The organism is Inhella sp., assembly GCF_027532025.1.
In the GTDB taxonomy this organism is placed as follows: Bacteria; Pseudomonadota; Gammaproteobacteria; order Burkholderiales; family Burkholderiaceae_C; genus Inhella.
This window is the reverse complement of record NZ_JAPZSY010000052.1, coordinates 42016-64225: the sequence shown is the minus strand read 5'-3', so window position 1 is coordinate 64225 and position 22210 is coordinate 42016. Positions and strand designations below refer to the sequence as shown.

Here is a 22210-nt window from a genome sequence, read left to right as displayed (position 1 = left end):
GGCCAGCACCCGGGCAGCGGGGAAGACGGGACGTCGGACGCGACGGGACATGACGGGCTCCTGAGCAAGATGCCGAAGTTGACGGCGTCAACCAATGTACTAGGCAAGGTTGACGCTGTCAACCTGCAGGTTGGACAATGGCGTGCATGAGCGAAAACGCCCGATGGACCGATGAGCCCTTGCCGATGCGTGAGGCCTGTTTGCAGGCAGCGCGCGAGGCGATTGCCGAGCATGGGTTGGAAAAGCTGAGCCTGCGTGACGTGGCGCGCCGACTTGGGGTGAGCCATCAGGCGCCGTACAAGCATTTCGCCAGCCGGGACCACCTGCTGTCTGAGGTCCTGCGTCGCTGCTATGAGTCCTTCGCGGACGCGTTGGAGGGCCGCGAGCGCTTCGAAGATCCAGGGGCCGATTTCGACTCGCTGGGTCGTGCTTACATGCGTTATGCAGCGATAAACGCGCTGGAATACCGCCTCATGTTCGGCAACGATTGGCCGGAGCCTGCCGAGGATGAGGAGCTGTACAGCGCCGGCCTGCGCGCCTTCGAAGTCCTGCGCTCAGCCTTGCGCCGGCTCTACGGTCAGGAGGTTCCCAAGGCGAAGTTGGATGCCGATGCCATGTTCGTCTGGAGCAGCATCCACGGCTTGGTGACCCTCATGCAGGTGAAGTGCTGCGACCACCTCGAGCTCGCCAGCCAGGTGGAGGCCGGCATCTCCGACCACCACCTCCGCATGATCAATTTGGCGCTGCAGGGGGCGGCGGCTCCAGGTGGTATCGGGTGACACGGTCCACCTCGTTCTTCGAGCCCAGCACCACGGCCACGCGTTCGTGCAGCTTGGTCGGCACGATGTCGAGGATGCGCCGCTGACCGTCGGTGGCCATGCCACCGGCTTGCTCGACGATGAAGCCCATCGGGTTGGCCTCGTACATCAGCCGCAGCTTGCCGGCTTTGTGGGGTTCACGGGCGTCCCAGGGGTACATGAAGATGCCGCCGCGGGTCAGGATGCGGTGCACGTCGGCCACCATGCTGGCCACCCAGCGCATGTTGAAGTCCTTCTCGCGCGGGCCGGTGCTGCCGGCCAGACACTCGTCGATGTAGCGCTTCACCGGCGGGGCCCAGTGGCGCAGGTTCGACATGTTGATGGCGAACTCCTTGGTGTCGGCGGGGATCTTGACCTCGTCGGCCGTCAGCACCCAAGAGCCCATTTCGCGGTCCAGGGTGAACATGGCCACGCCGTCGCCCACGGTCAGCACCAGGGTCACCTGCGGGCCGTAGATGCAATAGCCGGCGGCGGCCTGCTGCTTGCCGGGCTGCAAGAAGTCTTCTTCGCTGATGCCGCGCTGGTTGTTGACCTTGCGCAGCACCGAAAAGATGGTGCCGATGCTGACGTTGACGTCGATGTTGCTGCTGCCGTCGAGCGGGTCGAACAACAACAGGTACTCGCCTTGCGGGTAGCGGTTGGGCACGACGTGGATGCTGTCCATCTCCTCGGAGCCCATGGCCGCCAGGTGACCGCCCCATTCGTTGGCCTCGATGAGCACCTCGTTGGCGATGATGTCCAGCTTCTTCTGGACCTCGCCTTGCACGTTCTCGCTGCCGGCGGTGCCCAGCACGTCACCCAGAGCGCCCTTGTTGACGCTGATGGCGATGCGCTTGCAGGCGCGGGCCACCACCTCGATGAGCAGGCGCAGCTGCTGCGGGATGTGGCCGTGGGCGCGTTGTTGTTCGACCAGGTACTGCGTCAGGCTGATGCGTTGCGCCACGATCAAGCTCCCAGGGCCTTGGTGACGATCTCGCGAACGTCGTTCGACAAGGATGCGCGCTCGGCCAGTCGCTTCAGCGCTTCTTGCGCCGCCGTGCGGTAGGGCTCGGCCAGGGTGCTCCAGCGGTCCATGGCGCGGGCCAGCCGGCTTGCCAGTTGCGGGTTGATGGCGTCGATGGCCGCCACTTGCTCGGCCCACAGCACGTAGCCGGCGGCATCGCTGCGGTGGAAGGCACCGGGGTTGAAGTTGCACAACTGCACGAGCAGGCTGCGCGCGCGGTTGGGGTTTTTGAGCGTGAAGTCCGGGTGTTGCAGCAGCTTCTTGGCGCGCTCAAACACCCGACCGGCTCGTTCGGGTGCACGCGCTTGCAGCATGAACCACTTGTCGACGACCAGCGCGTCTTGGGCAAACAGGGCGTGGAAGTGGGCCAGCGCGGCATCGGCCAACTCGGCGTGAGCGTTCACCAGCGCGGCCAGGGCGCCAAAGCGCTCGGTCATGTTGCTGGCGGTCTTCACGCGTTGGTAGGCGCGGCCCGGCCAGACTGGATCGCCGTGTGCCACTGAGCCGCGCACCAGCATGGCCAGCGCAAGGTTGGCCAGGGCGCGTCGGCCAGCGTCGGCGGCGTTGGGGCTGTAGCCGCCCGCGATCTGGTGGGCTTCGAAGGCCCAAGCCCAGTCGTCGCGCAGGGCCTCGGCCAGTTGGTCCCAGGCGGACTCGACGGCGCCATGGATGGCCTGCGGGTCGACCACCTCCAGCTGCTCGGCGATGTAAGCCGCGTTGGGCAGGCGCAAGGCTTCGGCTTTGAAGGCGGCGTCCAAGTCTGGGTGACGCAGCAGCGTCCGCATCGCTTCCACGTAAGCGTGGTCCAAATGAGCCGGTTGGCCGGCGCGTGCGGCGCGCAACAGGCGCTTGAGGGCCAGGCGCTGGCTGGCTTCCCAGCGGTTGAAAGCGTCGCTGTCGTGGCGCAACAGGGTCAACAGTTGAGGGTCGCTCAGGCCGTCTTCCAGCACCACCGGGGCCGAGAAGCCGCGCAGCAGCGAGGGCACCGGCGGCAGCATCACATTGACGAAGGTGAAGGTCTGGTCGGCCTCTTCCAGGATGAGCACCGTGTCGGTGCCGCGCGCGGCAATCTCGCCTTGCAATTGCAGCGGCAGGGCTTGACCTTCGGAGCCCACCAGCCCCATGCGCACCGGGATGACTTGAGGCAGCGGGCCCTTGGCGTTGCGTTGGCTCAGGCGCAGCGTGTAGGTGTGGCCCTCGGCGTCGTACTCGCCCTGCGCCGCGACCTGCGGCGTGCCGGGCTGGCTGTACCAGCGCTTGAAGGCGTCCAGCCGGCTGCTCAGCGGCGAGCCGGGATTGGCGTCGGCCATGGCCTGGGCGAAGTCGTCGCAGGTCACGGCCTGGCCGTCGTGGCGCTCGAAGTACAGGGCCATGCCTTTGGCGAAGCCGTCGCGGCCCAGCAAGGTTTGGTAGAGGCCCACGACCTCGGCGCCCTTTTCGTAGACGGTGGCGGTGTAGAAGTTGTTGATCTCGACGTAGCTGTCGGGCCGAACGGGGTGCGCCATCGTGCCGGCGTCTTCGGGGAACTGGATGGCGCGCAGGTTGCGCACCTGCTGGATGCGCTGCACGGCGCGCGCACTGTCGCTGCCCGCCATGTCCATGCTGAATTCGCGGTCGCGGAAGACGGTGAGGCCTTCTTTCAGCGAGAGCTGGAACCAGTCGCGGCAGGTGACGCGGTTGCCCGTCCAGTTGTGAAAATACTCGTGGGCCACGATGCTCTCGATGCGCTGGAAGTCGGCGTCGGTGGCGGTGGCGGGCGAGCAGAGCAGGGCGCTGGTGTTGAAGATGTTCAGGCCCTTGTTCTCCATCGCGCCCATGTTGAAGTCGGACACGCCGACCACCATGAAGCGTTCCAGGTCCAGCGGCAGGTTGAAGCGCTTCTCGTCCCACACGATGGAGGCGATGAGCGAGTTCATCGCGTGCTCGGTTTTGTCCAGGTCGCCTCGGCGCACGAAGACCTGCAGCAGGTGGTCTTTGCCCGAGCGGGTGGTGATGCGCTGCTCGCGTGCCACGAGGTCACCGGCCACCACGGCGAACAGGTAGCTGGGTTTGGGGAAGGGGTCGTGCCACTTGGCGAAGTGCTTGCCACCGTCCAGGGTGCCTTGTTCCAGCAGGTTGCCGTTGCTGAGCAGCACGGGGTACTTGCTGGCGTCGGCCCGCAAGGTGACCGTGTAGACGGCCATCACGTCCGGGCGGTCCAGGAAATAGGTGATGCGGCGGAAGCCCTCGGCCTCGCACTGCGTGAAGAAGCTGCCGCCCGAGGTGTACAGGCCGCTCAGCGCGGTGTTCTTTTCCGGTGCGCAGGCGGTGCGCAGGGTCAGCTCGAAATCGCGATCGGGTGCCTCGATGATCAGGTCGTTGCCTTCCTGGCGGAAGCTCACCGGTTCACCGTCGATCAGGCATCGCAGCAGGGTCAGTTCTTCGCCCACCAGCACCAGCGGCCCGTGCGTCTGAGCGCTGTTGCGCTTCACCGTCATCTTGCTGGTGACCAGGGTCTTGGCCGGGTCCAAGTCGAACGTCAGGTCGACGGTGGCGATCCAGTAAGCCGGGGCTTGGTAGTCCAGGCGTTGGATGGCGGTGGCGGTGCCTTCACGCATGTCGGTTCCTTTGAAAAACAGGGAGGGTTCAGGCGGTGGGCCGCGTCAGCAGCCAGATGCCCGAGAAACACAGGCCGATGCCGGCCAACCTGGAGACCGTGAGGGTCTCCTTGAAAAACACGGCGCCCAACGCGAGCACCACGCAGGCGACCACCGACGCGCTGAGCACGTAGGTGGTGGAAAGGCTGCCGCCGCTGCGGTAAGCCAGCAAGAAGCCTAACTCGATCAGCACGATGGACAAGGCGACGCCCAGCACCGAGACGTTCAACCGACCGATGCCAGCCGCGAGCGAACCCTGCAGCGGGAACAGGAAGAACAAGGGCAGCGACAGCACCGCCGCCACCAGGTAGAAGGCGATCAGGGCCAGAACGGGATGGGCCTCGGCGTGCACCGTCTTTTGCGTGACCTGGTACAGGACCTGGCCGACGATGGCGATGCCCAGCGCGAGCGCAAACGTCGTTTTCATGCGGCCGGTCGGCGCCGGGCCGTCTCACGGCAGTGCATTCGCCCTTCGCCAGGCACAGGCCGCCCGCAGGGCGCCCTGAGTCCAGGCTCAGCCCCAAGGCGACCGCGGCCCCCTTGGGGGGGTGAGGCCGGACTGGCGAGCACCGCTCGCCAGCCTACCGAACGGCTGGGCCACTGGCCCAGCGCGGCCAGCCGGGCGCGCACCGAAGAGAGACCGGGGGCCATGGATCACACGCCTTGCTTGAGGCTGGCGGTGATGAAGGCGTCGAGGTCGCCGTCCAACACCTTCTGGGTGTTGGAGATTTCGACGTTGGTGCGCAAGTCCTTGATGCGGCTTTGGTCCAGCACGTAGGAGCGGATCTGGTGGCCCCAGCCCACGTCGGTCTTGGTGTCTTCCAGCTTTTGCTGCTCTTCCTGGCGCTTGCGCATCTCGTGGTCGTACAGGCGCGAGCGCAGGCGCTTCCAGGCCACGTCGCGGTTGCTGTGCTGGCTGCGGCCGTCTTGGCACTGCACCACGATGCCGGTCGGGATGTGCGTCAGGCGCACGGCCGAGTCGGTTTTGTTGATGTGCTGGCCGCCGGCGCCGCTGGCGCGGAAGGTGTCGGTGCGCACGTCGGCTGGGTTGATCTCGATCTCGATGGAGTCGTCGATCTCCGGGTACACGAACAGCGAGGCGAAGCTCGTGTGGCGGCCCCCCGCGCTGTCGAAGGGGCTCTTGCGAACCAGACGGTGCACGCCGGTTTCGGTGCGCAGCAAACCGAAGGCGTACTCGCCCTCCACCTTGATGGTGGCGCTCTTCAAGCCGGCCACGTCACCGGGGGTTTCGTCTTCGACGGTGGCCTTGAAGCCCTTGCGCTCGCAGTACTTCAAGTACTGGCGCAGCAGCATGCCGGCCCAGTCGCAGGCCTCGGTGCCGCCGGCGCCGGCCTGGATGTCGATGAAGCAGTTGCTCGGGTCGGCCGGGTTGTTGAACATCCGGCGGAACTCGAACTCCTCCACCATGGCGGTCAGCTTGGCGGTCTCGCCTTCGAGCGTTTCGATGGAGTCAAAGTCCCCCTCGGCCTTGGCCATGTCGAACAACTCGAGGTTGTCGGCCAAGTTGGATTCGAGGTGGTTGATCGTCTCGACCACGCGATCGAGTTCGCGCTTTTCTTTGCCCAGGTCCTGGGCGCGCTTGGGTTCGTTCCAGACCGCGGGGTTCTCCAGCGCGGCGTTGACTTCGTTCAGTCGCAGGGCTTTGCGGTCGTAGTCAAAGATACCCCCGGAGCGCGTCGGTGCGCGCACGGAGGTCGTTGATCAGCGTGCCCAAAGCATTGATGCGTTCGGCGTCCATGGTGACAGGTGTTGGGTTGGGAGGGGGCCGCAGCTCAATCTGCGGCGCACGGCGCGTGGGAGCGCTGCGCCCAAACGGCGCCCTCAAATTGTCACACGACCGTCCCCTCCGGTTCGCGGGTTTGCGAGCACAGGACTAACGCGCGGCTGGCCGCGAATGTCAGAGACCTGTAAGCCTGACTGCACACCATGGCTGGCCATTGGATTGATGCGCCCCGGTGCGCCTTGTTGCCACATGCTGCTAACCATCGCGACTGCCATCAAGTTGATTTGCGAGATCGCCCTCCTGGCGATGTTGGGTCGATTCCTGTTGGGTGTCCTGATTGGCGGCAAGCGCCAAGACAACTTGGCTTATCAGGCCCTCCACTTGATGGTGAGGCCTTTGGAGCGGTTGGTGAGGGCCTTGACCCCTTCCGTTGTGGTCGACCGCCATATCGGCCATGTGACTGCGGCCTTGCTCATCGGCTTGTGGGTGTTTGCCTTGCTTTGGAAGGTGGATCTGTGCCGCCAGATTGGAGTGCAGCAATGTTTGTGAATTGGTGGTGGTTGCGAGCGCAGGCTTGGGTGTTGCTCGCGGTGGGGCAGCGAAGTGCTGCGCGTCGTTGTTTCGGTCGCCTGCAGCGCTTGCGTCCGCAAGACCCATTTCCGATTGCCAGTTGCGCTTATCTGGATGCCCAAGACGGCGATTGGGGCCTCGCCGCCGATGGCTTTGAGCGCTTGACCCAATCGCATCCGACCCAAGCGGGCCACTGGTTCAACTTGGGCTTCGTGCGTGAAAAGCTCAGCGATGTTGCGGGAGCAGCGTTGGCTCATGCGCGTGCCGTGGAGATCGATCCCAAGCTTGATTTGGCGTGGTATGGGCTCGGGCAATCGTTGTTGCAGTTGGGGCGCTATGAGGAGGCCAAACAGGCTTTTCGACGCAACACCGAGCTGCAGCCTCTGAGTCCGTATGGCTGGACTCAGTTGGCGCGGCTGCATGCGCAGCGGCAGGAGCACGAGGAAGCGGCGCAGGTCCTGGCGCGGCTGAAGGAGTTCGAGCCCAGGGTGGCAGGTGCGTTGGCGCGCGAACTGGCCATGGAGCCCTCCCAATGACGGCGCCGTTTCAAGAAACCGCCCTGCCCGCAGGGCTCATCCTGGAGACATGGGTATGCAGCTGACTGAAAAGCATCGCCAGTACTGGCAGAAGAACCTGCGGATCACCGCGGTGCTGCTGGCCATCTGGTTCGTGGCGACCTTCGTGGTCGCGTACTTCGCTCGAGACCTGAGCTTCAACTTCTTCGGCTGGCCCTTCAGCTTCTACATGGCTGCCCAGGGGTCGCTCGTTGTCTATGTGGTCATCATTTGGTTCTACGCGCGTTACATGAACAAGCTGGACCAAGAACACGGCGTTGCCGAGGAGGTCTGACATGGGTGCCTTCAGTCCCGAAGCGGGGGGTGGTGTGACGAGCTCCGCGGCCAATGCTGCTTTCAAGAAGCAGTTGAACAAGGTGTACAGCTGGTACGTCGGGGGTTTTGCCTTGTTCGTCTTGGCGGTTGCCTTGGCCGAACAAATGGGCTTGTCCCGGGAAGGGATCGGCCTGACTTTTCTGGCTGCGACGGTGCTGCTGTATGCCGGCATCGGGTTCATGAGCCGAACGTCCGATGCCAGCGAGTACTACGTGGCGGGTCGCCGAGTGCCTGCGGTGTACAACGGCATGGCCACGGGCGCCGACTGGATGTCCGCTGCCAGCTTCATCGGCATGGCTGGCACGCTCTATCTGACGGGCTACAGGGGCTTGGCGTTCATCATGGGGTGGACCGGTGGCTACTGTTTGGTGGCCCTGTTCTTGGCGCCATACCTGCGCAAGTTTGGCCAGTTCACGATCCCTGACTTTTTGGGTGCGCGTTACGAGGGCAACTTGCCGCGCATGATTGGGGTGTTTGCGGCCATCCTGGTGTCGTTCGTCTACGTGGTGGCACAGATCTACGGCGTTGGCTTGATAACGTCCCGCTTGACGGGCTTCCCGTTTGAGATCGGGGTGTTTGCAGGCTTGGCCGGTATTTTGGTGTGCTCGTTCCTAGGGGGCATGCGCGCCGTGACTTGGACTCAGGTGGCTCAGTACATCATCCTGATCGTGGCTTACATGATTCCGGTGGTGTGGCTTTCAGTTCAGCAGACCAGCGTGCCCGTGCCGCAACTGATCTATGGCCAGCAGCTGCAAAAGGTCACGGAGCTGGAGAAGAAGATCAAGGCCGATCCGAAAGAGCAAGAGGTCATTGAAATCTTCAAGCAGCGCGCTGCGGCGCTGGGCGAGAAGCTGAAGGATGTGGACGTCGCCTTGGCCAAGGACCGCGCGGATGCGCAGGCCAAGCTGGAGGCGGCCAATGCCGCCGTGCCCTTGGTGCCGGCTGACGTGCAGGCGGCCGACAAAGCGTTGAAGGATGTCCCCAAGGACGCCGAGACTGCCAAGAAGGCTTGGACGGCTGCCAAGGCGGCGGCCGAAGCCCGCGCCAAACCCCTGGCTGGCATGCCAGCGCATGCACAGGCCTATGCGGGTGACCCGAATGGTGACGACAAGGCGCGCAAGGCCTACGACGACTCGCGTCGCAACTTCTTGGCGTTGGTCTTGTGTCTGATGGTGGGCACGGCAGCTTTGCCGCACATCCTGATGCGGTACTACACCACACCGTCGGTGAAAGAGGCGCGGGAGTCGGTGACTTGGTCCCTGTTCTTCATCTTTCTCTTGTACTTCACTGCGCCTGCCCTGGCGGTATTGGTCAAGTTCGAGGTCTTTAGCAACCTGGTGGGGACCCCGATCGACCAACTGCCCGCGTGGATCGCGAGTTGGGCCAAGGTTGACTCGACGCTGATTTCGGTTGCGGATGTGAACAAGGACGGCATCTTCCAACTTGGCGAGATGCGGATCGACGGCGACATCATCGTTTTGGCCACGCCAGAAATCGCGGGCCTGCCCTATGTGATCAGCGGCATGGTCGCTGCGGGTGGGTTGGCAGCGGCGCTATCAACGGCCGACGGCTTGTTGCTGACGATCGCCAATGCGTTGTCGCACGACGTTTACTACAAGATGATCGATCCGAATGCCTCGACCGCTCGGCGCGTCACGATCTCCAAGATCTTGCTGCTGATCGTGGCACTGCTGGCGGCCTATGTGGCGTCGCTGAAGATCGCCGACATTTTGTTCTTGGTCGGGGCGGCGTTCTCGCTGGCGGCGGCGGGCTTTTTCCCGGCGCTGGTGTTGGGTGTCTTCTGGAAGAGGGCCAACAAGTGGGGTGCATCGGTCGGCATGTTGGTCGGCATTGCCGTGACGATGTATTACATGGTCACCACCCAACCTTGGTTGCGTAGCCTGTTCAAGGTGGAGGGTCCGATATCCGACTACACCTGGCTTGAAATCGCGCCAATCGCCGCCGGCATCTTCGGCATGCCCTTGGGCATCATCACGATCATCGTGGTGAGTTTGTTGACGCCCGCGCCTCGGAAGGAAACGCAGGAACTGGTCGAGCATGTGCGCTACCCCGACCTGAAGCTCGGCAAGGCTTGATCGGTCGCAAACCCTGAGCCTCAACGGCCCCGCAGAATGCGGGGCCGTTTCGCTTTGGAGCCTGCGCCACATGCCCGAACGCCCCGCTGCCCAGTTGCTGTCCCAAGAGCTGGCCTTGTGGCGCCGTCACGCGCCCTTCGATGCCATGGCCGAGGCCGATGTACAGGCCCTGGTGCTGGCGGCGGAGCAGGCGTACTTTGGACCCGAGGAGGTCATCACCCAGCCGGCCGACGGCCCGGCCACCACGATGTTCGTGGTCAAGTCCGGCGTGGTGGTGGCGCAGCATGGCCTGGCCGACTTGGCCGGTGGCTGGCAGTACGAGGCCGGCGATTGCTTCCCGATGGCGGCGCTGATGCAAGGGCGCGCCGTGACGGCCACCTACCGCGCGGACAGCGATGTCTTCGTCTGGCGGGTGCCCACCGAAGTGGTTCAACAGGTGGCCGCGCGCAGCCCGCCGCTGGCCGCGCACTTGAGCGAGCGCGTGTTGCAGCTCATCCAGCTCGCGGGCCGCGAGCAGGCCCGCCAGGCCACGCAGGCGGCCCTGGCCCAGCAGTCGATGGAGCGGCCGCTGGGTGAGCTGATGCGCACCAAGGTGCTGACCGTCGGCCCGGACATGCCGCTTGAGCTGGCGCTGCGCGCCATGAGCCAGCGGCGCGTGGGCTCCGTGGTGGTGGTGGACGCCGCGCAGCGTCCGCTGGGCATCCTGACGCGCGACGACGTGCTCGATCGCGTCACCTTGCCGCAGCGTCCCCTGCACTTGGCGATTGGGGAGGTGATGTCGCGACCAGTGCGCGCCCTCAGCATCCAGCACTCAGCGCAAGACGCTGCCTTGTTGATGAGCCGCTACACGCTGCGGCACGTGGTTGTCGTGGACGGCGAACGGCTGGTGGGCATCGTGTCCGAGCGCGACTTGTTTGCTTTGTCGCGGCTGTCGGTGCAGCGCGTCAGTGGCGAGCTGCGGGCGGCCGAGGATGTGCCTGCGGTGCTGGAGCAAGCGCCCCGCATTCGCGAACTGGCACGTCTCTTGGCCGGGCAGGGTGTCGGGGCCAAGACGCTCACGGGTCTCATCGCCCATCTGAACGATCTGCTCACCGAGCGCTTGGTGCAATTGCATGCCCAGGCGCTGGATCTGGATCTCGAGCAAGCCGCTTGGCTCGCCTTCGGCAGCGAGGGACGTGGCGAGCAAACCATCGCCACGGATCAAGACAATGGCATCGTGTTCGTCAGCGACGCCCCCGACACCGACCGTCCGCGCTGGCTTGCGCTGGGCCGGGCTGTCTGCGGCAGCCTGAACGAGGCGGGCTTCCCGCTCTGCAAGGGCGGGGTCATGGCCAGCAACCCGGATTGCTGCCGGTCGGTGCAGGAGTGGCGAGAGGCCTTTCTTGGATGGCTGAGCCAGGGCACTCCCGAGGATTTGCTGCGCGTGTCGATCTTTTTCGATGCCCGGGCCGTGGCCGGACAAGCGCAGCTGGCTCAACCCTTGCGTGAATTGGCGCGGGGTCCGGCGTCGCCCCGCTTCTTGCGGCTGATGGCGGAAAACGCGCTGCGCTGGAAGCCACCCCTGAGCTGGCGGGGCGCGTTGGACCCTCAGGAGCGCGATGGCGTGGCTGGCCTGGACCTCAAAGCCCAAGGCACGGCCATGTTCGTGGAGGCCGCGCGGCTGATGGCCCTGGCGCAAGGCGTGGACGCCGTGGGCACGCGCGAGCGCTTGTTGCGAGCGGGCGAGGCGCTGGGGGTGGCCGAGGCCGAGCGCACCGGTTGGGCGGCGGCCTTCGAGTTTTTGCAGGGCCTGCGTTTGCAGGTGCAACTGGACCCCGAGGCCCCCGGGGCTTCCGGGTTGGGTGGCAATTGGGTGCCCATCGCGGGTTTGAACGACCTCGACCGCCGAACCCTGCGGGTGTCGCTGCGCGTGGCGCAGCGTTTGCAGCAGCGGGTCCAACTGGACCACCTCCGCGCATGATGGGATGGCGCCACTGGCAAGCCCGCCGCCGCGCCGCCCAGCGCGCCCCGGAAGCCCGTCGCTGGGTGGTGCTGGACACCGAAACCAGCGGCCTGGATATGGCCCGCGACCGCCTGATCGCCGCCGCCGCCGTGGCCGTGCACTGGGTGGACGGGCGTCCTTGCTTGCGCCCAGCCGACAGCTTCGAGGTGGTGCTGCAATGTCCGCCCGGCCTCGCGCTGGACGAGGTGGCTCGGCGCAACATCCTGTTGCACGGCGTGGGACGCGGGGAGCAAGGCGGTGGGTTGCCAGTGGCCGAGGGCCTGCAGCGCCTGGTGGATTTTGTCGACGGTGCGCCCTGTTTGGCATTCCATGCGGCCTTCGACGCCACCATGCTCGACCGGGCTTGTCGCGTGCACCTGGGGGCCGCGTGGGCGCCTCCGTGGCTGGACTTGGCTGTGTTGGCCCGCTTGCTGCACCCCGAACTGCCGCACCGCCACTTGGACGATTGGTTGGGGCACTTTGGCTTGGCGGTGGGGCAACGCCACCGCGCCATCAGCGATGCGTGGGTGAGCGCCGAGTTGTTGCTGCGTCTGTGGCCCGCTTGGCGAGCGCAGGGCGGCGGGCAGGGCGCTTGGCGGGCGGCGCAAACGCTGGTGCGCGCGCGCCGCTTCTTGCTTCAGAACGCGTAGTCCAGCTGCAGGGTCAACTCCTCGCCCCATTCCTGCAGATCGGCATCGGTGATGCGCAGCACATGCAGGGCGTCCGCCCGGTGCGCCAGCCATTCGGAATCGGGCGGCAGCGATTCGTGCTCGCGCATCAATTGCTCGGCGACCAAGCCCGCCGCCACCAGCAGCGGCACCTCGGGGTCGATCTCTCGGTCGTTCAAGACGGTGAAGTCGTGGTGCAGGCGCACCGACGCCATCAGCACCGACGGGAAGCCCCAGGCTCGAACCACCAAGGCGCCCACGACGGCGTGGTTGGTGCGGTGGTTGGCGTCCTCGGTGACCACATAGGGCCGATCGATGCGCGCCGCGGCTTCGACCATCGTGCCGCCATACCCTTTGACCGATTGCAGCAGCACGGGCAGGCCCACGTGGCAGAACAGGCCATGGCTGGCGGCCAGGTCCGGGTCCAAGTCGGGGGCCCGTTGGGCCATGTACTCCATGCAGATGGCGCGCTTGGCCGAGCGCTCCCAAAAGCGCTGCAAATGGGTGCTGTTGACGGGGATCGCGTGCCGAACCAAGAACTGCTGCATCAGCATCGTGGTCTGGCGAATCCCCAGGCGCATCAAGGCCTGTCCCACGCTGACGCAGGGCGCGCCATCGCCCAGGTGCACTGGGCTGTTGGCCACCCGGATCAGCGTGCCTGACATGGCCACGTCGGCGGCGGCAATGCTTTGAACCTCGGTCATGTCCGGTTCGCTGCTGCTCAGGGCGTTTCGCAGGCGACGAAGCAGGTCAGGGCAGGGGGGGATCTTGATCTCTCGCAGCGGCCCTTTGTCCCGAGCCAAGGTGAGTTCTTGCTGGATCTGTTCGCTTTGCATGGCGCCGCCAAGTCTCCGAAAAAACCATCATAGGCAGAGCCGCGGTCTTCGGTGCCAACCTCGATACTGCCCCCCCCTGTTTCCGGCTTTGCATGCGTCCGATGTCACGAATGGTCCTCGCTGTGGCGCTCGCCATGCTGGGCATGGCCGTGGCCGCCTGGGATGCCATCCGTCTTCAGCAACAGGCGGCGCGCCGGAGTCCGGCCGTTCAGGCCCAGGTGATGGCCCTGTTGGATCTGGCCGCTCGAGGGCGCGCTTGGACGGCCGAAGAGCGGGTGAGCCAAGTCAACGGCTTCTTCAACCGGCGGGTCGATTGGCGGGAGGACACCGAGGTGTGGGGCCGTGTGGACTATTGGGCGAGTCCCATGGAGATGTTCGAAAAGGGGGCCGGTGATTGCGAAGACATCGCCATGGGCAAGTACTTCACGCTGCTGGGCATGGGCCTGCCGCCAACGAGCTTGCGGATGGTCTACGTCAAGGCCAACCACGAGGGGCGGGTGCAGGCCCACATGGTGTTGGCCTGGTACCCCAGACCGGAAGCCGAGCCCATGATCCTGGACAACCTCAACCCCGAGCTCTTGCCCGCCAGCCAAAGGCGCGACTTGCAGCCGGTTTTCAGTTTCAACGCCGAGGGCCTGTGGCAAGGCGTGGGGGCGCAAGGCGCCGGCAACCCGCTGGCTCGCCTGGGCGTCTGGCGCGACGCCCTGCAGCGATCGCGCGACGAAGGGTTTTGACGATGTCGATGGGAAGCCAGCCATGTCTTTGATCCGTCAGCTCAGCGCGTTGGTTGTGCTGTCGCTGCTGTGCGCCTTCATCGGGGGCATGGGAGCGGCCGGAGGGGCCCTGACCGAACTGCTGCGGCAACAGTTGCTGCTGAAGAACGCCGACAACGCCCAAGCCTTGTCGCTCACGGTGTCGCAGCAGGCGGGTGATGAGACCTTGATCCAGCTGCTGATGAGCGCGCAGTTCGACACCGGCGGCTACCAGTCGCTGCGTTGGCGCCGTGCCGACGGCAGCGTGGTCTTCGAGCGCGTGGCCCCGGTCGCCCCATCCAAAGCCCCCGCTTGGTTGCGCGACCTCGTCTCGCTCGAGGCCCCGGCAGGGGTGGCGCAGGTGTCCAACGGCTGGCAAAGCCTGGGGCAGCTCGAACTGCGCAGCCACGACGCCTACGCCTACGACGCCCTGTGGACCAGCTTGCTTCGCACCGCAACGGTGGCGGGGCTGGTGGCTCTGGCCGCCTGGGGCCTGGCCCAGTGGCTGCTCGGGCGCATCCGGCGACCGTTGGATGCCCTCGTGGCCCAGGCCGATGCGCTGGCCGAGGGGCAGTTCAACACGGTGACCCCCAGCCGCGTGCGCGAGCTGGGCCGCCTGACCGAGGCCCTGAACGCCATGGTGGTTCGGCTCAAGCGCATGTTCGAGGCGCAAACCGAGCAGTTGGGCCTGCTGCGCCAACACGCCCACTGCGACGCCCTGACTGGCTTGTCGCTGCGCAAGCACTTCATGGCTGAGGTGGCCTCGGCCTTGGCCCGCGACGATGGGCCAGAGCGCGGGCAGTTGTTCTTGCTGCGCCTGCGCGACTTGGCCCAAGTCAACCAGATGCTGGGACGGGAGGCCACCGACGAGGTGTTGGCGCTGGCGGGCGAAGCCCTTCGACACCACACCCACGCCCTGCCCGGGGCCTTGTGCGGTCGGCTCAATGGCGCCGATTTGGTCGTTTGGAGGCCCGCCACCGACACGCTGGATGCGGCCACCCAAGCCCTGATGAAGGCCGTGCAAACCAACCTGCAGCGCGCGGCCAGCCACGGCGGCCACTCGGCCATTCGGCTGGCGTTGGGCGGGGTGGCGTTGCGGCGCAGCGTGCCGCTGTCGCAATGGTTCGCTCAAGCCGATGCGGCGCTGGCCGATGCCGAGCAGGCCGGCGGCGCTTGGAGCACCGCTTTGCGCCAGCCCGACGACGAGGTGTCGGCCCTTCCCCAGGGCGAGCGCGCGTGGCGCGCGCAAATCGAAGCCGCGCTGGCTCAGGGCCAGTTCCGGCTGGCGGCATACCCCGTCTTGGATGGCGCGCGTCACCTGCTGCACTGGGAATGTCCCATGCAACTCGGTTTGGGTCCTGAAGAACCGGTGGAGTTCGTGCCCGCCAAGACCTGGCTGCCTCTGGCCCAACGCACGGGCCTGACCGTCGAGGTCGATCTGGCGGCCGTGGCGGCGGCCCTGGCCTTGGTGCAGCAGGATGGTCAGCAACGCTGCGTCAACCTGGCGCCGGCCTCGTTGAGCGACCCTGCCTTCTTGGGTCGGCTGCGGGCGCTCTTGCGCAGCCAGCCGGCCGCGGCGCGGCAGTTGGGCCTGGAGCTCGATGCCGAGGCTGCCTTGCGTCAGTTCGAGCTCGTGCAAGAGCTCAGCCGCGCCGTGCATCCGTTGGGCGTTCGGGTGGGCCTGGAGCATGCCGGTGCCAACCTGCAGCGGATCGAGCGCCTGTACCTGTTGGGTTTGGACTTCGTGAAGCTCGACCGCAGCGTGGTGCTGGGCGTGGCCGAAGACCCGGCCCGGGCGGCCTTCGTGCGCAGCCTGGTCGTCGTGCTGCACAGCTTGTCGCTGACGGTGGTGGCCGAGGGGGTGGACGATCCACTCGATGCCCAAACGCTGCTGGACTGTGGCCTGCATGGCCTGACGGGCCCCTGGGCCACGCAACACCGAGACCATGACGACTGAACGCTCCAGCCTTGACGACCCCTTGTTCCGGCCGCTGCAGGTTGGGGCCCTGGCCGTGCCGCACCGCGTGTGGATGGCGCCGCTGACCCGCCTGCGTTGCCTGGAACCCGGCGACCTGCCCATCCCGCTGATGGCCGAGCACTACGCCCAGCGGGCCGGTGCAGGCCTCATCGTCAGCGAAGCCACCCACATCAGCCCGCAGGCCAAGGGCTATGCCGGCGCCCCCGGCATTTACAGCGACGCGCAGGTCCGAGCCTGGCAGCCGGTGACCGCGGCGGTCCACGCCGTCGGCGGGCGCATCGCGTGCCAGTTGTGGCACGTGGGGCGCATCTCGCACAGCAGCCTGCAGCCGGCCGGCTTGCCGCCTGTGGGCCCTTCCGTGCTGCCCACCCAGGCCCGCACCAGCCTGCGGGATGCGCAAGGCCGCCCCATGCGCACGCTGTGCAGCCCCGCCCGGGCCTTGGAGGTGTCCGAGCTGCCGGGCATCGTCGATGCCTATGCGGCGGCCACGCGGCGCGCCCGCGCGGCCGGTTTCGATGCAGTGGAGATCCACGGCGCCAATGGTTATTTGTTGCACCAATTCCTGGCCGCGGCCAGCAACCGGCGCACCGATGCCTACGGCGGTCCCATCGCGGCCCGGATGCGGCTGCTGCTGGAGGTGGTGGACGCCTGTGCCGACACCTGGTCGGCCGACCGGGTGGGCCTGCGCGTCTCGTTCGGGGCCTCGTCCTCGCCCGAGTTGGCCGATGACGCGCCCGAAGCCAATGCCCTGACGGTGGCCCGCGCGCTGGCACCGCGCGGCTTGGCCTACCTGCACCTGAGCGAGCCCGACTGGACGGGGTCCGGCGAGGGGCTCGCGCCGGCCTTCCGCCACGCGCTGCGCGAGGCCTACCCCGGCGTGCTCGTGGGGGCCGGGCGTTACACCGCCGAGCGAGCTCGTGAGGCGCTGCGTCAGGGCTGGCTCGATGCGGTGGCCTTCGGTCGCGCCTACATCGCCAACCCGGACCTGCCAGAGCGTTTCCGCCACGGGGCGCCCCTGAACGAGCCCGACGCCACCACCTTCTACGGCGGCGGCGCCGAGGGCTACACCGACTACCCGGTCTGGAACGCCGTCAGCTGACGGCGGTGCTCAGCAACCCGGGGGTGCCGGCGCGCTGGTGTTCCAAGGTCAGACGCACCGTGCGGAACGCCAACTCGTCCCACGGCACCTGGTCCCAATGGAACAGGCGCACCTCCAGCGACTCCTCGCCCGGGGCGAAGTCCAAGTCCAACAGCCGGGCCCGGTAGAAGAAGTGAACCTGGCCCACGTGGAGCACGTTGATCAAGGCCATCAAGCCCAGCAGCTCCACCCGCGCGCCCGCTTCTTCGGTGGTTTCGCGCAAGGCGCCTTGCTCCACCGTTTCGCCCAACTCCATGAAGCCCGCGGGCAGCGTCCAAAAACCGCGGCGGGGTTCGATGGCGCGCCGGCACAGCAGCACGCGCCCGTCGTCGGCCAGGGGCAAGGTGCCCACCACGTTGAGCGGGTTTTGGTACTGGATGTGACCGCAGGCGGCGCACACCGCCCGCTCGCGGTTGTCGTCCGTGGGCACGCGATAGCTCACGGCGGTGCCGCATTCGGTGCAATGCCTCAGGCGTCGGGGCGTCATGGGCGGCAGTTTGGCATGGCAAGATCAAGCGATGGCGCTCACCCTGTTTGCATACTTCCGCTCCTCGGCCAGTTGGCGTGTGCGCATGGCCCTGGCCCTCAAGGGCCTGCCCTACGACTACCGCGGCGTGCACCTGGTGCGCAACGTGCAGCACGACGTGGCCCTCGGCGGCGAGGCCCAGCAAGTGCCCAGCTTGATCCTGGGCGACGGCACGCGGCTGACGCAGTCGCTGGCCATCCTCGACTACCTCGAGGAGGTGCACCCCCACCCGCCCTTGCTGCCGACCGACCCGGTGCAGCGCGCCTTCGTTCGCTCGTTGGCGCAGGACATCGCGTGCGACGTGCACCCCTTGCAAAACCTGCGCGTGCTGCGCCATCTGGTGGGCCCGCTGAAGTTGGACGAGGACGCCAAGACGGCTTGGGCTCGGCATTGGATCGAGCGAGGCCTCGCGGTGGTCGATGCCCGGCTGCGCGCCAGCCCTCACTTCGGTGGAAGCTTCTGCCAGGGCGACGAGCCGGGATACGCCGACTGCGTGCTGCTGCCGCAAGTGTTCAATGCCCGGCGCTTCGGGGCCGACCTGTCGGCCTTGAGTGCGGTGCAAGCGGTGACCCTGGCCTGCGAGGCACACCCCCTCATCGCGGCCACCCACCCGAGTCAGTGTCCCGATGCCGAATGACACGCCGCCGCCCCTGACCGGCCTGCGCCCGCGCGGGCTGGGCTTGGGGTTACACGCCTTCATGAGCACACGCGAAGGCGGGGTGAGCGCGGCGCCGTGGGACCGACTGAACCTGGGGCGCAGCGTGGGTGACGACCCGGCCGCCGTGGCTGAAAACCGTCGCCGCGTGGCGGCGCTAATGGGGGCTGAGCCGGTCTACCTGCACCAAGTGCATGGCAGCCGCTGCGTGCTGCTCCGCGAGCCTCCGCCCGAGCCGGTGCAGGCCGATGCAGCCGTCACCGTGACGCCGGGGCTGCCCTTGGCCATCCAGGTGGCCGACTGCCTGCCCGTGCTGCTCAGTGCGCTGGACCCACAGGGGCGCGCCTTGGCCGTGGGCGGGGCCCACGCGGGTTGGCGCGGGCTGGCGGGTGGGGTGTTGGAGTCCACTGTCGCGGCGTTGCGCGAGTGGGCGCCCGACAACTTCGCGCTGAGGGCCTGGATGGGGCCGTGCATCGGTCCCTTGGCCTTCGAAGTGGGGGCCGACGTGCTGGAGGCCTTCGGCCGCTCGCCCGATGCCCCCGGACCGCACTTCCGGCCGCGCACTCGCCCGGATGGGAGTCTTCGTTGGCTGGCCGACCTGCACGGGTTGGCCCGCGACCGCCTCCACCGCTTGGGCGTGGAGGGCGTGTTCGCCGACCCCGCCTGCACCTTCAGCGATGCCTCACGGTTTTTCAGCTTCCGGCGGGACGGGGCCCGCAGCGGGCGCATGGCCGCCTTCATCGCGCTGGGCTGAGTCCGCCAAGCGTTCTTGTTCCCGCAAGCGTCGCTTGCGCCCGGGCGTGCCCAGCAGGTACATCAGCAAGGCCGTGGGCGCCACACCGTAAAAGAGGAAGGTGATGAGGGCGCCCAGGACCGTGCCCCGAGGCGCCAAGGCCTCGGCGAGCGCCATCATGAACGCGACGTAAAGCCAGCCGATCGCCACGAGGTACATTGCGGGTTTTCACCAGTTTTAGAGGGCTCTCTCCACCTGGAGGCAGGGCTTTCGAGAGCGAATCGCATGCCGCGTTCTACCAGCAAGCCCACCCCGCCCGCTTTTGAGCTTCCCGGTATCGACACCTTGCGCAAGGCTTTTGAGGGGCTGGCGCCGCTGAGCGAGCTTCGCATCGACCCCGAAGCCTGGGCTCGTGCGCAACAGCACTATGTGCAGAACGCCTCGGCCCTGTGGAACGAGGCCCTGACGCAGCACCTGAGTCCGCCGTCCGACCGCCGCTTTGCGCATCCGGCTTGGCAGGACAGCGGTTCGGGCTTCCTGGCCCAGCTCTACTTGCTCAACAGTCGGGCGCTGACCGAGCTGGCGGAATCCGTGCAGGCCGAACCCAAGACCCGGGCGCGCATCCGGTTCGCCGTGCAACAGATGGTGGACGCCAGCGCGCCCAGCAACTTCTTGGCGCTCAACCCTGAGGCCCAAAAGAAGGCGCTCGACACCCAGGGTGAAAGCTTGGCCAAGGGCCTTCAACTGCTGTGGGCCGATGTGCAGCGGGGCAAGCTCTCGCAAACCGACGACAGCGCCTTCCAGGTCGGTCGCAACGTGGCCACGACGCCCGGCAGCGTCGTGTTCGAGAACGACTACTTTCAACTGCTGGAGTACGCCCCGCTCACCAAAGAGGTGCACGAGCGCCCCTTCCTGATGGTGCCCCCCAGCATCAACAAGTACTACATCCTCGACCTGCAGCCCGAGAACTCTCTCATCCGCTACGCCATCGAAAACGGGCACCGCACGTTCGTGGTCAGTTGGCGCAACCCGGATGAGCGGTGCGCGCATTGGACGTGGGACGAGGTCATCGAAGGCGCGCCCATCGAAGCCTTGCGGGTGGTCCGCGAGATCACCGGCGCCGAGCAGGTCAACGCGCTGGGCTTTTGTGTGGGCGGCACCATCCTGGCCACGGCGCTGGCGGTGCTGGCTGCTCGCGGTCAACGGCCCGTGGCCAGTCTGACCCTGTTGACCACGCTGCTGGACTTTGCCAACACCGGCGTCCTCGACATCTTTGTGGACGAGAACCTCGTCAAGGCCCGGGAGCTGACGCTGGGCGACCCGGCCAAGCCCGGCCTGTTGAAGGGCGCCGAACTGGCGCAAACCTTCTCGTTCTTGCGGCCCAACGACCTGGTTTGGAACTACGTCGTGGGCAACTACCTCAAGGGTGAAATGCCGCCGGCCTTCGACCTGCTGTACTGGAATGGCGACAGCACCAACATGGCCGGGCCCATGTACTGCTGGTACCTGCGTCACACCTACTTGCAGAATGAGCTCAAGCAGCCCGGCAAGCTGACGGTGTGCGGCGAGAAAGTGGACTTGGGGCGCATCAGCGTGCCCACCTACGTGTACGGCAGCCGCGAGGACCACATCGTGCCCTGGGAGGCAGCCTATGCCAGCACGCAGCTGCTGCGCGGCCCGGTGCGTTTCGTGCTCGGCGCCAGTGGTCACATCGCCGGCGTCATCAACCCGGCCAGCAAGAACAAGCGCTCGCATTGGTTGGGCCCCGAAAACCACCCCGCCGACCCCCAGGCTTGGCTCCAAAAGGCCACGGAAACCCCGGGCAGTTGGTGGCGTGACTGGGCCGCATGGTTGGGTCGTCACGGTGGCGGCGTGAAGCCAGCGCCCAAGGCACCAGGTTCCCGCAAATACCGGCCGATCGAGCCGGCCCCAGGCCGCTACGTGCAACAAAAGGCCTGACCCCTTTCCCCATCTCCACTTTCATTTCAGAGAGCGTTTTCATCATGGATGTCGTCATCGTTTCCGCCGCCCGCACGGCGATTGGCAAGTTCGGCGGCTCGCTCGCCAAGGTCAGCGCCCCCGAGTTGGGGGCCACCGCCATCCGCGCCGCCTTGCAGCGTGCCCAACTCGACGGGGCCCAGGTGGGCGAGGTCATCTTGGGCCAGGTGTTGACCGCGGGCAGCGGCCAAAACCCCGCGCGCCAAGCCGTCATCAAGGCCGGGCTTCCGCACAGCGTGCCGGGCATGACCATCAACAAGGTGTGCGGATCGGGCCTGAAGGCCGTGATGTTGGCCGCCCAGGCCATCCGCGATGGCGACAGCGACATCGTCGTCGCCGGGGGCCAGGAAAACATGAGTGCCAGCCCCCACGTGCTCTTGGGCAGCCGCGACGGTCAGCGCATGGGCAACTGGAACATGGTCGACACCATGATCAACGACGGGCTGTGGGACGTCTACAACCAGTACCACATGGGCATCACCGCCGAGAACGTGGCCAAGGCCCACAACATCGGCCGCGAGCAGCAAGACGCGCTGGCGCTGGACAGCCAGCGCAAGGCCGCAGCCGCGCAGGATGCCGGCAAGTTCAAGGACGAGATCTGCCCGGTCAGCATCCCGCAGAAGAAGGGCGATCCCATCGTGGTCGACGCCGACGAGTACATCAACCGCAAGACCAATGCCGAGGCGCTGGCGGGCCTGCGCCCCGCGTTCGACAAGGCGGGTAGCGTCACGGCGGGCAATGCCTCTGGCATCAACGACGGCGCCGCCGCCTTGGTGCTGATGAGCGCAGCCAAGGCTGCCGCGCTGGGCCTGACGCCACTGGCGCGCATCGCCAGCTATGCCTCGGCAGGGTTGGACCCGGCACTGATGGGCATGGGCCCGGTGCCTGCCAGCCAGAAAGCGTTGCAGCGCGCGGGCTGGAAGCCGGCCGATCTGGACTTGCTGGAGATCAACGAGGCCTTCGCGGCCCAGGCCTGCGCCGTGCACCAGCAAATGGGGTGGGACTTGAGCAAGGTCAACGTGAACGGCGGCGCCATCGCCCTGGGTCACCCGATCGGGGCTTCCGGCGCCCGTATCCTCGTGACCTTGCTGCATGAGATGCAGCGCCGTGACGCCAAGAAGGGCATCGCCTCCTTGTGCATCGGTGGTGGCATGGGCGTTGCCCTGTGCGTCGAGCGTTGAGATCAGA

20 protein-coding genes are annotated in these 22210 nt (G+C 66.6%); 14 read left to right on the top strand and 6 right to left on the bottom strand.

Annotated elements, in window-relative coordinates; all coding sequences use genetic code 11:
- The first annotated feature begins 146 nt into the window (after positions 1–146).
- Positions 147–779 (top strand): TetR/AcrR family transcriptional regulator, encoded by a 633-nt coding sequence (locus O9335_RS08445; RefSeq protein WP_298386443.1) that lies wholly within the window; start codon positions 147–149, stop codon positions 777–779.
- Here the strand turns inward: O9335_RS08445 and O9335_RS08440 are convergent.
- The 4 genes from O9335_RS08440 to prfB form a co-directional block, all read right to left on the bottom strand.
- Complete coding sequence (locus O9335_RS08440; protein ID WP_298386440.1) at positions 733–1761, bottom strand: class 1 fructose-bisphosphatase; 1029 nt, start codon at positions 1759–1761, stop codon at positions 733–735. The genes O9335_RS08445 and O9335_RS08440 overlap by 47 nt on opposite strands.
- Positions 1762–1763: 2 nt before the next feature.
- Complete coding sequence (gene pepN / locus O9335_RS08435) at positions 1764–4418, bottom strand: aminopeptidase N (RefSeq protein ID WP_298386437.1); 2655 nt, start codon at positions 4416–4418, stop codon at positions 1764–1766.
- A gap of 28 nt (positions 4419–4446) precedes the next feature.
- On the bottom strand, positions 4447–4884 hold the full coding sequence (locus O9335_RS08430) for a hypothetical protein (RefSeq protein ID WP_298386434.1): 438 nt from the start codon (positions 4882–4884) through the stop codon (positions 4447–4449).
- Positions 4885–5111: 227 nt separating this feature from the next.
- A protein-coding gene (gene prfB, locus O9335_RS08425; RefSeq protein ID WP_298386431.1) for a peptide chain release factor 2 occupies positions 5112–6216 on the bottom strand; the annotation gives its coding sequence in 2 pieces (ribosomal slippage) (positions 5112–6134 and positions 6136–6216; 1104 coding nt in all).
- 156 nt (positions 6217–6372) lie between these two features.
- On the opposite strand from prfB, the gene O9335_RS08420 reads away from it, so the two are divergent.
- From O9335_RS08420 to O9335_RS08395, 6 genes are all read left to right on the top strand, one after another.
- On the top strand, positions 6373–6750 hold the full coding sequence (locus O9335_RS08420; RefSeq protein ID WP_298386428.1) for a hypothetical protein: 378 nt from the start codon (positions 6373–6375) through the stop codon (positions 6748–6750).
- Complete coding sequence (locus tag O9335_RS08415) at positions 6741–7307, top strand: tetratricopeptide repeat protein (protein ID WP_298386425.1); 567 nt, start codon at positions 6741–6743, stop codon at positions 7305–7307. Before O9335_RS08420 ends, O9335_RS08415 begins: the two co-directional genes overlap by 10 nt.
- Positions 7308–7362: 55 nt before the next feature.
- Positions 7363–7620 carry a DUF4212 domain-containing protein gene (locus O9335_RS08410; RefSeq protein ID WP_298386422.1) on the top strand — a complete coding sequence of 86 codons (258 nt, stop codon included), beginning with the start codon at positions 7363–7365 and terminating at the stop codon, positions 7618–7620.
- Between the two features lies 1 nt (position 7621).
- Positions 7622–9757 (top strand): VC_2705 family sodium/solute symporter, encoded by a 2136-nt coding sequence (locus O9335_RS08405; protein WP_298386419.1) that lies wholly within the window; start codon positions 7622–7624, stop codon positions 9755–9757.
- Between the two features lie 70 nt (positions 9758–9827).
- On the top strand, positions 9828–11717 hold the full coding sequence (locus O9335_RS08400; protein ID WP_298386416.1) for a DUF294 nucleotidyltransferase-like domain-containing protein: 1890 nt from the start codon (positions 9828–9830) through the stop codon (positions 11715–11717).
- Positions 11714–12388 carry a 3'-5' exonuclease gene (locus O9335_RS08395; protein WP_298386413.1) on the top strand — a complete coding sequence of 225 codons (675 nt, stop codon included), beginning with the start codon at positions 11714–11716 and terminating at the stop codon, positions 12386–12388. The genes O9335_RS08400 and O9335_RS08395 overlap by 4 nt, the downstream gene beginning before the upstream one ends.
- Here the strand turns inward: O9335_RS08395 and O9335_RS08390 are convergent.
- Positions 12376–13242, bottom strand: coding sequence for an HDOD domain-containing protein (locus O9335_RS08390; RefSeq protein ID WP_298386411.1), 867 nt, complete (start codon positions 13240–13242; stop codon positions 12376–12378). The two genes, O9335_RS08395 and O9335_RS08390, sit on opposite strands and share 13 nt — an antisense overlap.
- A 110-nt stretch (positions 13243–13352) precedes the next feature.
- On the opposite strand from O9335_RS08390, the gene O9335_RS08385 reads away from it, so the two are divergent.
- The 3 genes from O9335_RS08385 to nemA are packed head-to-tail and all read left to right on the top strand — an operon-like array spanning position 13353 to position 17071.
- The gene (locus O9335_RS08385; protein WP_298386408.1) at positions 13353–13976 is read left to right on the top strand and encodes a transglutaminase-like cysteine peptidase; all 624 of its coding nucleotides are present in this window, start codon (positions 13353–13355) and stop codon (positions 13974–13976) included.
- A 22-nt stretch (positions 13977–13998) separates the two neighbouring features.
- The gene (locus O9335_RS08380; protein WP_298386404.1) at positions 13999–15951 is read left to right on the top strand and encodes an EAL domain-containing protein; all 1953 of its coding nucleotides are present in this window, start codon (positions 13999–14001) and stop codon (positions 15949–15951) included.
- Positions 15941–17071 carry an N-ethylmaleimide reductase gene (gene nemA / locus O9335_RS08375; protein WP_298386401.1) on the top strand — a complete coding sequence of 377 codons (1131 nt, stop codon included), beginning with the start codon at positions 15941–15943 and terminating at the stop codon, positions 17069–17071. Before O9335_RS08380 ends, nemA begins: the two co-directional genes overlap by 11 nt.
- On the opposite strand, the gene O9335_RS08370 is transcribed toward nemA, so the two are convergent.
- Positions 17064–17597 (bottom strand): NUDIX hydrolase, encoded by a 534-nt coding sequence (locus O9335_RS08370; RefSeq protein WP_298386398.1) that lies wholly within the window; start codon positions 17595–17597, stop codon positions 17064–17066. The two genes, nemA and O9335_RS08370, sit on opposite strands and share 8 nt — an antisense overlap.
- A 31-nt stretch (positions 17598–17628) precedes the next feature.
- Between O9335_RS08370 and maiA the strand changes: the two genes are divergently transcribed.
- The 4 genes from maiA (at position 17629) to O9335_RS08345 (ending at position 22203) form a co-directional block, all read left to right on the top strand.
- Entirely contained in the window at positions 17629–18273 is a 645-nt protein-coding gene (gene maiA, locus O9335_RS08365; RefSeq protein WP_298386395.1) for a maleylacetoacetate isomerase, read from the top strand.
- A gap of 61 nt (positions 18274–18334) precedes the next feature.
- On the top strand, positions 18335–19045 hold the full coding sequence (pgeF, locus tag O9335_RS08360) for a peptidoglycan editing factor PgeF (RefSeq protein WP_298386392.1): 711 nt from the start codon (positions 18335–18337) through the stop codon (positions 19043–19045).
- A gap of 264 nt (positions 19046–19309) precedes the next feature.
- Complete coding sequence (gene phaC / locus O9335_RS08350; RefSeq protein ID WP_298386386.1) at positions 19310–20983, top strand: class I poly(R)-hydroxyalkanoic acid synthase; 1674 nt, start codon at positions 19310–19312, stop codon at positions 20981–20983.
- A gap of 41 nt (positions 20984–21024) precedes the next feature.
- Positions 21025–22203 carry an acetyl-CoA C-acetyltransferase gene (locus O9335_RS08345; RefSeq protein ID WP_298386482.1) on the top strand — a complete coding sequence of 393 codons (1179 nt, stop codon included), beginning with the start codon at positions 21025–21027 and terminating at the stop codon, positions 22201–22203.
- The last annotated feature ends 7 nt before the right edge of the window (positions 22204–22210 follow it).